This is a genomic window from Pseudoflavonifractor sp. 524-17, from assembly GCF_009935845.1.
Lineage (GTDB): Bacteria > Bacillota > Clostridia > Oscillospirales > Oscillospiraceae > Pseudoflavonifractor_A.
In genome coordinates this window covers 17,550-30,429 of sequence record NZ_QWEK01000024.1, presented here as the reverse complement: position 1 = coordinate 30,429, position 12,880 = coordinate 17,550, and the positions used below count along the sequence as shown (strand labels likewise).

Below are 12,880 nucleotides of genomic sequence, written 5' to 3'. Positions count from 1 at the left end.
GACTAAATGGGTGAATTATAGAACTGAACGGGTTGCTTTATTCAATTTTTCCGGATAAGGCAACCCATTTTATTTTTGTTTTCTATGACCCCTTGTGTGCGATGTAAAATTTATCGCTGCTTTTTCGGGTAGAATAAACAAAAATTTCACAAACTTTAGACTTGGCATACCGACTGCATAATAAACAGTTGTTTGACAGAAACTGCCGTTGGAGCTGTTTTTCCTCCAGCCGGCAGGAACATCAACGAAGGAGATGAGAAGCATTGCAGTATGACTTTAATGCGCCCATTGACCGCTGGAATAATTTCGCGGTGAAGTACGACGAGATGGAGCAGAAGTACGGCCGCCGGGATCTGATCCCCATGTGGATTGCCGACATGGATCTGAAGACCGCCCAGCCCATTCTGGACGCCATCGACGCCCGGAACCAGCAGGGTATGTTCGGCTACACCAGCCGTCCGGAATCCTATTTCCAGGCGGTGTGCGACTGGCAGGCCAGGCGCAACGGCTGGCGGCCCAATCCGGCCCTGTGCGTTTTCACGCTGGGGGTGGTCCCTGCCCTGTGTACCTGCGTACGGGAGTTCTCCAACCCTGGCGACGAGATTCTGTTCCTCACCCCCGTTTACGGCGAGTTCTTTGACTCGGTGGAGAACTGGGGGCGCAGGCCCCTCACCGTCTCCCTGAAGGAGACGGACGGCCGCTACGACGTGGACTTTGACGCGCTGGAAACCGCCCTCCAGCGCAGACCCCCCCTCTTCATCCTGTGCAACCCCCATAATCCCGTGGGCCGGGTGTGGACGCCGGAGGAGCTGCGCCGCATGGGCGAGCTGTGCGTCCAGTACGGCGCCCTTATGGTCAGCGACGAGATCCACAGCGACCTGATCCTCTTCGGCCACAAGCACACCCCCCTGGCCTCTGTCAGCCCGGAGATCGCCGCCCGCACCATCACCTGCACCTCCGCCACCAAGACCTTCAACCTGGCCGGCCTCCAGGCCGCTACCGTCACCTTCCCCAATCAGGAGCTGCTGGACAAGTACCAAACGTTCTGGAAGGGCCTGGATGTCCACCGCAACAACTGCTTCAGCCTGGTGGCGGTAGAGGCCGCCTTCCGCCACGGGGAGGAGTGGCTAGAACAGCTTATCGCCCATCTGGAAAGCAACGTCCTCTATGTGGAGGAGTTTTTGAAAAACCATATTCCCGAGATCACGCTCCGCCGGCCGGAATGCACTTACCTGCTGTGGCTCAACTGCAAGGGGCTCGGCCTCCCCGGCGACGCGCTGCCCCGCTTCATGACGGAGCAGGCCCGTCTGGCCCTCAACGACGGCCGGGGCTTCGGTCCTGTGGACGGCGAGGGATATATGCGCATGAACATCGCCTGCCCCCGCTCCACCGTGGAGAAAGCCATGGAGCGGCTGAAGGCCGCCGTGGACCGGCATATGGGCCGCTGAGAGAGGGCCCCTGTTCCTGATCGATCCCTCCCTCCGGGGAGGAGGAGATATATTTGAAAAGAGGAGGATTCTACATGTCCAAGAAAGGAAAAACCTTGGAGAAGAAGAGTTGGATTGTCCGCTTTCTGGACGGTGTGGAACGCGCCGGCAACGCGCTCCCCAGCCCCGCCACTATCTTCTTGATCCTGACCCTGGCCGTTATGATCATCTCGGCCATCTGCGCCTCCATGGGCGTATCCGTCACCTACGAGGCCATTGACACCGCCAACGGCAATGCCATTGTAGAGAAAACCGTCCATGCGGTCAATCTGTTCTCCGGTGACTCCATACGCCACCTGATCACCACCATTGTGAGCAATTTCTCCGGCTTCTTCGCCCTGGGCACCGTGTTCACCATCATCGTGGGCGTCAGCGTGGCCGACGGCTCCGGCCTGATCTCCGCCCTGCTGCGCAAGGCCGCCACCTCCGCCCCCAAGACCCTCATTACCGCTATGGTAGTCTTCCTGGGCATCATGTCCAACATCGCGTCTTCCACCGGCTACGTGGTGCTGGTCCCCCTGGGCGCCATCCTGTTCATGGCTGTGGGCCGCCACCCCATCGCCGGTCTGGCCGCCGCCTTTGCCGGCGTGTCCGGCGGCTGGAGCGCCAACCTGCTCATCGGCACCAACGACCCCATGTTCGCCGGCATGTCCACTCAGGCCGCCAACATGCTGGACCCCAACTACGTAGTCTCTCCCGTGTGTAACTGGTTTTTCATGTTTGTCTCTACCTTTGTGGTCACTGCCGTCGGCACGCTGGTCACTGACAAGCTGGTAGAGCCCCGCCTGGGCAAGTACGAGGGCGCGGTGGAGAGCGTCTCCAACAGCCTCACCGCCCAGGAGAAGCGGGGCCTGCGGTTTGCCGGCATCGCCGCGCTGGTCTATGTGGTGCTGGTCCTCATCACCGTGGTGCCCCCCAACGGCCTGCTGCGCAATCCTGAGACCGGCGCCGTCCTGTCCAGCCCCTTCATGAGCGGCATTATCTTTATCATGATGCTCCTGTTCCTCGTCCCCGGCATCGCTTTCGGCGTGGGCGCCGGCACCATCAAGAACGACAAGGACGTTGTGGAGCTGATGACCAAGGGCATCGCCGGCATCTCCGGCTTCATGGTGCTGATCTTCTTTGCCGCCCAGTTCACCAACTTCTTTACCTACTCCAACCTGGGCACCATCCTGTCCGTGGCCGGCGCCAACTTCCTGAAGAGCATCGGCTTCGTGGGCCTGCCCCTGCTGATCTGCTTCGTCATCATCACCGCCCTGCTTAACCTGCTGGTGGCGGTGGACTCCGCCAAGTGGGCCATTATGGCGCCCGTCTTCGTGCCCATGTTCATGCGCCTCGGCATGTCCCCGGAGCTGACTCAGGTGGCCTACCGCATCGGCGACTCCTGCACCAACATCATCGCCCCCACCATGCCCTTCTTCGTGCTCACTGTGGCTTTTTTCCAGAAGTACGACAAGAAAGCGGGCATCGGCACCGTGGTGTCCACCATGCTGCCCTACTCCCTGTGCTTCCTGCTGGGCTGGATCGTCCTGCTCATCATCTGGTATATCACCGGTATTCCCCTGGGCCCCGGCTCCCCCATGTTCTATCCCGCCTAACCAAACTAACTCCATTACAATCGTGCAGGACTGCGCGCGCCGGGCGCGCGCAGTCCTTGTCTTATCACCATGCCAAAGGAGGAATCCATCATGCAACCCAAAGAGGGTAAGATCAAAGAGCTGCTGCGCCGCAACGGTTTAGACGGCGCCATTGTCTCCTCTCCCGAGAACTTCCACTACGTCACCGGCTTCGCCGGACACCAGCACACCGTGTCCCGCCAGCCCGGCTTCTCCGTGGCTGTGGTATCCGCCCGGGAGGACGTGCCCACCCAGCTGACCACCATGGACTTTGAAGTGCCCACCTTTGAGAAGAAGAGCGCCGGCCGGTTTCTCGTGCGCAAGTACGACACCTGGGTGGGCGTCAAGACCTGGGACGAGATCGCCCGCGGCGCCGTTCTCCCCGCCCCCGCTGTGATGGAGAGCTCCATGGACGTGCTCAAGCAGATGGTGAAGGAGATGGACCTGGCGGACAAAAAGCTGGGCCTGGAGCTGGACTATCTCACGTTGGGGTATTATAATGGTCTGTGTCAGGCTTTCCCTGACGCCAAATATGAAAATATTTCCGACCTGTTCGTCTTCGCCCGCAGCGTAAAGACCCCGGAGGAGATTGAGATGTTCCGCACCCTCTGCCGGGCGGCGGACGCGGGCTTCACCGCCGTCAGCCAGATCGCAAAGCCCGGCGTCAGCGAGCGGGAGATGGTCCAAACCTTCCGCCAGACCGTTATCGCCACCGGCGCGGCCGCGCCCAGCGCCTGGTCCATGTTCTCCACCGGCGAGTCCGGCTCCCGGCTGACCATCCCCGGGGATGCCGTCATCCAGCCCGGCGACGTGGTCAAGTTTGACGCCGGCGTCAACGCGGAGTTTGATTTCTACACCACCGACACCTCCCGCTCCTGGGTGATGGACGGCGCAGACCCCGCCCTGTACCGGCTGAAGGACCGCCTGTACGAGGGCCAGCGCCGGATGATCGCCGCCGCCAAGCCCGGCCTGCCCATCTGCGATCTGTACCACATCGCCTGCGACTATGTAAAGGATGCCTATCCCTCCTACCGCCGGGGCCACCAGGGCCACAGCATCAGCATGGGCCCCGCTACCGCCGAAGCGCCCTATATCAACGCCGCCACCCAGCGCCCCCTGGAGGCTGGCATGGTCCTGGCTATGGAGGTCCCCTGCTATATCGGCGGGGTCAACGGCTTCAACATCGAGGACATGGTGCTCATCACCGAGGACGGCTGCGAGGTCCTTACGCCCAACACCCCCCACTATCTGTAAGCGAGATTGAATACCGTGGACCGGGCCAGCCGGCCCGGTCCACAGCCACGGAAAGGAAGCGGTTTTATGAAAGTTCTCATTGTAGGCGGTGTGGCCGGCGGCGCCGGCGCCGCCGCCCGTCTGCGCCGCAACGACGAGCACGCGGAGATCATCCTCTTTGAAAAGGGCGGGTTTATCTCCTTCGCCAACTGCGGCCTGCCCTACTATATCGGCGGCGCCATTGCGGAGCGGGCCAGCCTCCAGCTCCAGACGCCCGAGGCTTTCCGCGCCCGTTTTAATGTGGATGTGCGCATCTTCCACGAGGTCACGGCCGTGGACTGCGCCGGCAAGACTGTCACCGTCACCGACCACGCCACTGGCAAAGCCTACACCGAAACCTATGACAATCTGGTGCTCTCCCCCGGCGCATCCCCCATCCGGCCCCGTATGCCGGGGATGGAGGACAACCACGTCTTCACCCTGCGCAGCATCCCCGACACCTACGCCATCTATGACCACATCCAGCAGGCCAGGCCCAAGACCGCCGCGGTCATCGGCGCCGGCTTCATCGGCCTGGAAATGGCGGAAAATCTGGCCCACCGTGGGCTGAAGGTCTCCGTGGTGGAGGCCGCCCCCCACGTCATGGCCCCCATGGATCTGGACATGGCCCACCCGGTTCACAATTATATCCGCGCCAAGGGCATGGGACTGTACGTGGGCAAAAAGTGCGCCAGCTTCACCAAGGATACCGTGGTGCTGGAGGACGGCACCGCCCTCCCCGCCGACATGGTGATCCTCAGCATCGGCGTCATGCCGGAGACCCGCTTCCTCCAGGGCAGCGGGGTGGAGCTGGGCCAGCGGGGGGAGATTCTCATCGACGGCCAGATGCGCACCAGCGCTCCCGGCGTCTTCGCCCTGGGCGATGCCGCCGTGGTGCGCAATATCGTCTCCGGCCGCACCCAGGTCATCCCCCTGGCCGGCCCCGCCAACAAGCAGGCCCGCATTGTGGCCGACGTAATCTGCGGCAAAGACGCCTGCTACAAGGGCAGCCAGGGCACCTCCATTATGAAGTTCTTCGATATGGTGGTGGCCTGCACCGGCGAGAAGGAGGAGAGCCTTCAGGCCGCCGGCACCCCCTTCCGCAAGATCTTTACCGTCTCCTCCAGCCACGCCGGATACTACCCTGACGGCGCCCAGATGACCATCAAGCTGCTGTTTGCCCCCGACACCGGCAAAGTACTGGGCGCCCAGATCGTGGGCGGCGAGGGCGTGGACAAGCGCATCGACCACCTGGCCAACGCCGTGCGCTTCGGCCTGACGGTCTACGACCTCCAGGAGATGGAGCTGGCCTACGCGCCTCCCTTCTCCAGCGCCAAGGATCCGGTGAACATGGCCGGCTTTGTGGCCCAGAACGTGCTGGAGGGCATCATGACTCCCTTCTATGCCGAGGAGGTGGCCAATATCCCCGAGGACGCCCTGTGCCTCGACCTGCGCAAGCCGGAAGAGCTGGCGGAGTGGGGCGCCATGCCCCCCAACTTCCGCAACATCCCCGTAGACGAGCTGCGCGGCCGCATTGGCGAGCTGGATTTGACCAAGCCCGTCTATGTCACCTGCCAGATTGGCCTGCGGGGCTATCTCGCCCAGCGGATGCTGGAGCAGCACGGCGCCAAGGTCCACAACCTGTCCGGCGGATACACCGTCTACTCCGCCTATGTGAAGGATCTGGCCAGCCAGGGCGACGGCGAGCTGAAAAACTGTACCTCCTGCGGTATGCAGGTGGAGCGATAGAGAGATAGGAGACGCACTATGCTGGAACAGGCCACTTACCAGACTTATGTCAATATTCTGAATAACGAGCTGGTCCCCGCCCTGGGCTGTACCGAGCCCATCGCCATCGCCCTGGCCGCCGCCAAGGCCAGGCAGGCCCTGGGCGTCATGCCGGAGCGGATCACCGCCGCGTGCAGCGGCAATATCATCAAAAACGCAAAAGGGGTCATCGTGCCCACCACCGGCAATATGAAGGGCATTGACACCAGCGCCGTCCTGGGCGCCGTGGCCGGCGACCCCGCTTTGGACCTGGAGGTTCTGAGCAAGGTGGGGCCCGCCGACCTGGAGGAAACCCGCCGGCTGCTGGCGCAGGGCATCTGCACTGTGGAGCTGCTGGACACCCCCGCCCGGCTGCATATCCTCATCACAATGTCCGGCGGCGGACACACCGCCCTGGCGGAGATCCGGGACGAGCACACCAACCTGATCCGGCTGGAGCGGGACGGGGACGTCCTGCTCCAAAAGGAGGAAGCCGCCGTCCAGGAGACCCCAGAGGACAACGTCTTGGACAGCCTGAATCTGGCCGATATTCTGGAGTTTGCCAATACGGTAAATCTGGACGACGTGCGCCCCGCCCTCTCCCGCCAGGTGGAGTTCAACACCCGCATCGCCCAGGAGGGCATGACCCACGTCTACGGCGGCCGGGTGGGCGCCACCCTGATGCGCCACTATGGCGGCGATGTGCGGGTGCGGGCCCGGGCCATGGCCGCCGCCGGAAGCGACGCCCGCATGGGCGGCTGCGTCCTGCCGGTGGTCATCAACTCCGGCAGCGGCAACCAGGGCATCACCTGTTCGGTGCCTATTGTGGTCTACGCCCAGTATCTGGGCGCTTCTGAGGAGACCATGTACCGGGCCCTTGTGGTGAGCAATCTGGTGGCTCTGCTGCAAAAGCGGGGGATCGGCCGCCTGTCCGCTTTCTGCGGCGCGGTGTGCGCCGCCTGCGGCAGCGGCGCCGGCATCACCTACCTCCACGGCGGGGACTATGAGACCATCGGCCGCACCATCACCAACACCCTGGCCAACGTCTCCGGCATTGTGTGCGACGGCGCCAAGGGCAGCTGCGCCGCCAAAATCGCCGCCTCGGTGGACGCCGCCATCCTCGCCCACGAGATGTCCATGGACGGCAACACCTTCGGCGCGGGCGAGGGCCTGGTGAAGGAGAGCGTGGAGCAGACCATCGCCAGCATCGGCCGCATGGCCGCCGAGGGTATGCGGGAGACCGACGCGGAGATCCTGAAGATCATGATTGACCAGGGTTCCGGGTGCTGACTGTTTAGTCAGTAAATAATTTCTGAAACCGTGGTAGGAGACAGCTTTCTGTCTTCTACCACGGTTTTTCCTTTCGAAATCTGATATCTCCAGACTCGCAGTATACAAACTATACAGTTTAGCTTGTATTTTTGCCAGTTAAAAATCAATGATATTTGGACTTATGGATAAAATGGACACCTCATAATTCGATTTTGTTATTTCGCCCAGTTTTTTTTCGAATTTTTCCTTTCCTTTGTAAAAAATCTCCCAGCCCCTTGACGCGCAAATTCATATAGTATTATAATCAGTATAAGACTTAGCCAAATAAATGCTGCTGTTTCCTCTTTTTTTATTTGCTTTGTCTAAACATGCGGGTCTGGGAGCTGGCTGGACGGCACACACGCTGTATATCCTCCCATCAGGCCCGAAACAACACATATGGAGGAGAGATCTCAATGAGAAAGAAATTCATAACCTTGCTTCTGGCCCTTGCCATGTCTGTCTCCCTGTTTGGCTGCGGCGGCGGACAGGGCAGCCAGCCCTCCGCGGCTCCCAGCACCGGCGCTGACAATCCCAGCACTGACAATCCCGGCGGCGGCGAGGGGGTTGACTACTCCGGCATGAAGATCGCCGTGCTTCTGGCCGGCCCCGCCAACGACAACGGCTGGAACGCCACCGCCTACAACGCCCTGACCAACATCTGCAACAAGTATGGGCTGGAGCCTTTGGCCTACTCCGAGAGCGTGGCCGCCTCCGATATGGAGGAGTTCCTCCGGGGCTACGCCCAGGACGGCTACGACATGATCGTGGGCCACGGCTCCCAGTTTGTGGACGCCATCCACGCGGTGGCCCCCCAGTTCCCTGACTCCAAGTTCGTGGTCTCCTTCGCCGGCGAGGGCACCGAGCAGTCCCCCAACGTGGCCGGTGTGGGCCCTGTGAACTCCGGCTTCCTGGCCGGTGCCGTGGCTGCCTCCGCCTCCAAGAGCGGCAAGATCGTCATGCTGGGCGGCGAGGACACCCCCTCCATCGCCGAGCTGGTGGATATGTTTGAGCCCGGCGCCAAGTACATCAACCCCGACATCACCGTGGAGACCGCCTACATCGGCACCCTCACCGACGCCGACCGGGCCAAGGAAGTGGCCCTGGGCTACACCAATCAGGGCTTTGACGTGCTGTGCGCCAGCGCCAACAACGCCGGCCTGGGCGTGCTCCAGGCCGCGGACGAGGCCGGCGTCTACGCCATCGGCTACAACGCCGACCAGTACGACCAGGCCCCCGACGCCGTCATCGTCAGCGTGGTGCGCAACTTCGAGGGCATGTTCGACAACATCTTCCAGGAGATCGCCGCCGGCACCTTCGAGCCCAAGATCTACTCCTACGGCCTGAAGGACAACGGCACCATCCTGTCCGACTGGCACGGCTGGGACGAGAAGCTGCCTGAGGCCAAATCCGCTATGGATCAGCTCTTTGCCGATCTGGAAAGCGGCAAACTGGACAAATAACAGTAAGTTGGCGCGGGGGGCGGCACTCGCCCCCCGCATTTGCTTTAGATTGGAGCGTGTACCATGCAGAAGTTTGACAAAATCAAATTCCGCAACAACATGTCCACGGCGGCCCGGCAGGCCATCATCTCCATTCTGGCGGTGGCGGCGGCACTGGCCATCAGCATGATTATCATCGCCGCCATGGGTGTGGATCCCGGCCGGGCCATGTCTAAAATGCTGAGCGGCGCCCTGGGCAACAAAAACGCCGTGGCCGAGACGCTGGTCAAAATGACCCCCCTGCTCTTCACCGGCATCAGCTACGCCCTGGCCAACCGGTGCGGCCTGACCAACATCGGCATGGAGGGGCAGCTTTACATGGGCGCCCTCTTCGCCACCATCTCCGGCGTCTATCTCCCCGGCCTCCCCCTGGCCATCCATCTCCCCCTGACCATGCTGGCCGGCTTTGTGGGCGGCGGCATCTGGGGCTGGATTGTGGGTGTGCTCAAGGTCCGCTTTGGCGCCAGCGAGATTATCACCACCGTTATGCTCAACACCGTGGCCATCCAGCTGGTGCAGTTTATGGTCAACGGGCCTATCACCGAACCCCCCGGCAATGACGCCCAGAGCTCCCCCCTGCTGGACAGCGCCCGCCTGCCCATTATCCTCAAAAACACCCGGGCCCACCTGGGCATTCTCATCGCGCTCCTGTTTGTCTACCTCTTCTGGATGTTCCTCTGGTCCAGCAAGAAGGGCTATGAGATCCGCGTCTCCGGCCAGAACCCGGACGCCGCCCTCTACTCCGGCATCAATACCAAGCGCAACGTGGTGCTGGTCATGCTGCTGGCCGGCGGCGTGGCCGGCCTGGCCGGCGCCACCGAGGTTATGGGCGTCCAGGGCCGGCTCTTCCCCACCGTCTCCCCCGGATACGGCTTTGACGGCATCGCCGTGGCCCTCATCGGCGCCAACACCCCCCTGGGCATCGTGGCCGGCGCTTTCCTGTTCGGCATTCTCCGGGCCGGCGGCAACTCCATGCAGCGGGCGACCGGCGTACCGGTGGCCATCATCAAGGTTATCCAGGCCATTGTCATCCTCATGGTAGTCGCCACCGCTATCCTGCGGGAAGTCAATCTCAGGCGCAAGAAGCCTGAGGCGAAAAAGGCATAGGAGGGACGAATATGGACGTTATCAATATTCTGGGCGGTCTGCTGTCCTCCGATCTCCGTATGGCCACCCCCATTCTGCTGGGGGCCCTGGGCCTGCTGATTATGAACCGGGCCGGCCTTATCAACATCGGATGTGAGGGCATTATGCTGGTGGCCACCTTCGTGGCCGTGGCAGGCACCTATTACACCCATAATGTCTGGCTGGGCATGGTGTGCGCCATGCTGGTGGGCGGCCTGATGGGCCTGCTCTTCGCCTTCCTCACCGTCAGCCTGCGGGCCAATCAGGTGGTGGTGGGCGTGGCCTTCAACACCATGGGAGCGGGCATGAGTACCGTACTGTACCGGATGCTCTTCGGCATGGACTTCGTCTCCGTGAAGGACTATGCCTTTACCCACGTCTCCATCCCCGTCCTCAAAGACATTCCCCTCATTGGCGACGCCCTCTTCCACCAGATGCCGGTGGTCTATCTGGCCTTTTTGCTGGTGCCGGTGGTGTCCTACTTCCTCTTCCGCACTCCCGCCGGCCTGAACCTGCGCTCTGTGGGCGAAAACCCCAAGGCGGCGGACACCCTGGGCATCGACGTGTATAAAATGCGCTACGCCGCCACCATTGTGGGCTGTATGCTCATGGCCATGGGCGGGGCCTTCCTGTCCACCGGCCTGCTCAACTCCTTCCAGGAGGATATGACTGCCAACCGGGGCTTTATCGCCCTGGCCGCTGTTATCTTCGGACGCTACAAGCCCACCGGCGTCATGCTGGCCACCATGCTCTTCGCCTTCGGCCTGGCCGTGGCCAACCTGCTGCCCTCCATCAACTCCCCCATTCCCTACAACTTCGTCACCATGATCCCCTATATCCTGACCATCGTGGTGCTGGCCGGATTTGCCGGCAAGACCGTGGCCCCCGCCGCGGCGGGCAAACCCTACAAGAAAGGCTAGGTGACCGTCATGTCTGAACTGATTCTGGAAATGAAGCATATCACCAAGCAGTTCCCCGGGGTTCTGGCTAATGACGATGTGAACCTCAGCATTGAAAAGGGCGAGGTCCACACCCTCCTGGGGGAGAACGGCGCGGGAAAGTCCACCCTGATGAACGTGCTGTGCGGCCTGTACCACCCCACCTCCGGTGAAATCTGGCTGGAGGGGGAGAAAGTCCGCTTCAGCTCCGCCAAGGACGCCATGAACCGGGGCATCGGCATGGTACACCAGCATTTCATGCTCATCCCCACTCTCACGGTGGTGGAAAACTGCCTTATCGGCGCCAGGTCGGACAGTATTCTGAAGCTGGACCTGGCCGGCGCCGCCCAGCAGATCAAGGCCCTGGCCGACGAGTACAATATGGACGTAGACCCTATGGCCAAGGTGTCCGACATGCCGGTGGGCGCCCGGCAGCGGGCGGAGATCATCAAGGCCCTTTTCCGGGGGGCCAAGATCCTCATTCTGGACGAGCCCACCGCCGTCCTCACCCCCCAGGAGACGGAGGAGCTGTTCAACATGGTGCGCAAGCTCACCAAGGACGGCTACACCGTCATCTTTATCAGCCACAAGCTCAACGAGGTACAGGAGATCAGCGACCGCATCACCGTCCTGCGCCAGGGGAAGAGCGTCACCACCGTAAAGAACGACAACATCTCCGTCAACGAGCTGGCCCGCCTGATGGTGGGGCGCGAAGTGGACATGACCGTCACCCGGCACGAGACGGACCAGTCCAAGGCCATGCTCACTGTCTCCTACCTCACCTTGGGGCAGAAGTCCGGCAACCGCCTGCTCAACGACGTCAGCTTTGAGATCCACAAGGGCGAGATCTTCGGCATCGCCGGCGTGGACGGCAACGGCCAGGGGGAGCTGGTGGAGTGCCTCACCGGCCTGACCAGGGCCACCTCCGGCACCGCCATCTATAAGGACCTGGACCTGGCCAAATCTACCACCCGGGAGATTATGAAGAGCGGCGTCTCCCACATCCCCCAGGACCGCCACAAGAGCGGCCTCATTCTCTCCATGAATCTGGCGGAGAACATGATTTTGCAGGACTACTATCAGCCGCAGTTCGGCAAGGGCGCCCTGCTCAACTGGAAGTACATTAACACCTTTACCGATCAGCTCATTCAGGACTTCCAGGTCAAGGCGCCCAGCCGTTTTGAGCTGGCCCAAAACCTCTCCGGCGGCAACCAGCAAAAGGTCATCATCGCCCGGGAGGTCAGCCGGGAACCCGGCCTGCTCATCGCCATGCACCCCACCCGAGGGGTGGACGTAGGCGCCATTGAGTACATCCACAAGCGCATCGTCCATGAGAGAGACCAGGGCCGTGCCGTCCTGCTGGTTTCCACCGAGCTGGAGGAGGTCCTCAAGCTCTCTGACCGGGTGGCCGTGATGTACGAGGGCGAGATCGTAGGCATCGTGAAGCCCAGTGAGGTCACTGTGGAAGAGATGGGCCTGATGATGGGCGGCAAGCGCCTGGCGGAGATCCGCTGAACTTTTCTCACGGATAAAAACGTAGGGATTGCCGTCCTCTAGGGGCCCTGCGCGGGCGGCGCCAGGGCCCTTTCCCGAAAGGACCCTGGACCCAAAGGGCCCAAGGGGGGTTGACCCCCCTTGGGGAACCCCCATACGATGAGCCCACCCGGCGCACAGCGCCGGATGACTGCCATGCCGATGTGCCAGTCTGGCAGACAACGCGGTCCCAGCTGGGGCTTTACACTAACGTTACAATAGGAGTGCCGGGCCGACCAGGGAGGCCCGGCACATATTGTGTAAGTCTGGCGGGAGACTTACGCAGAGATCACCTATTTCGAAAGACTCTCAGGACGTTGAGGCAGTAG

9 protein-coding genes are annotated in these 12,880 nt (G+C 61.8%); all 9 read left to right on the top strand.

Features of this window, described 5'->3' with window-relative positions; translation table 11 throughout:
- Positions 1 to 263 precede the first annotated feature (263 nt).
- The 9 genes from D1159_RS10385 to D1159_RS10345 all read left to right on the top strand — a co-directional run bounded on the left by D1159_RS10385 (position 264) and on the right by D1159_RS10345 (position 12,533).
- Entirely contained in the window at positions 264 to 1,448 is a 1,185-nt protein-coding gene (locus D1159_RS10385; protein WP_161845602.1) for a MalY/PatB family protein, read from the top strand.
- A 74-nt stretch (positions 1,449 to 1,522) separates the two neighbouring features.
- Positions 1,523 to 3,085, top strand: a complete 1,563-nt coding sequence (locus D1159_RS10380) for an AbgT family transporter (RefSeq protein WP_161845601.1) — start codon at positions 1,523 to 1,525, stop codon at positions 3,083 to 3,085.
- A 90-nt stretch (positions 3,086 to 3,175) separates the two neighbouring features.
- Complete coding sequence (locus tag D1159_RS10375; protein ID WP_161845600.1) at positions 3,176 to 4,357, top strand: Xaa-Pro peptidase family protein; 1,182 nt, start codon at positions 3,176 to 3,178, stop codon at positions 4,355 to 4,357.
- Positions 4,358 to 4,423: 66 nt separating this feature from the next.
- Entirely contained in the window at positions 4,424 to 6,124 is a 1,701-nt protein-coding gene (locus D1159_RS10370; protein WP_161845599.1) for an FAD-dependent oxidoreductase, read from the top strand.
- Positions 6,125 to 6,142: 18 nt separating this feature from the next.
- Positions 6,143 to 7,432, top strand: a complete 1,290-nt coding sequence (locus D1159_RS10365) for an L-serine ammonia-lyase, iron-sulfur-dependent, subunit alpha (protein ID WP_202621031.1) — start codon at positions 6,143 to 6,145, stop codon at positions 7,430 to 7,432.
- A 437-nt stretch (positions 7,433 to 7,869) separates the two neighbouring features.
- Positions 7,870 to 8,916 (top strand): BMP family protein, encoded by a 1,047-nt coding sequence (locus D1159_RS10360; protein ID WP_161845598.1) that lies wholly within the window; start codon positions 7,870 to 7,872, stop codon positions 8,914 to 8,916.
- A gap of 63 nt (positions 8,917 to 8,979) precedes the next feature.
- Entirely contained in the window at positions 8,980 to 10,062 is a 1,083-nt protein-coding gene (locus D1159_RS10355; RefSeq protein WP_161845597.1) for an ABC transporter permease, read from the top strand.
- 11 nt (positions 10,063 to 10,073) lie between these two features.
- Positions 10,074 to 11,000 carry an ABC transporter permease gene (locus D1159_RS10350; RefSeq protein WP_161845596.1) on the top strand — a complete coding sequence of 309 codons (927 nt, stop codon included), beginning with the start codon at positions 10,074 to 10,076 and terminating at the stop codon, positions 10,998 to 11,000.
- A gap of 9 nt (positions 11,001 to 11,009) precedes the next feature.
- Positions 11,010 to 12,533 (top strand): ABC transporter ATP-binding protein, encoded by a 1,524-nt coding sequence (locus tag D1159_RS10345; protein ID WP_161845595.1) that lies wholly within the window; start codon positions 11,010 to 11,012, stop codon positions 12,531 to 12,533.
- Positions 12,534 to 12,880 lie beyond the last annotated feature (347 nt).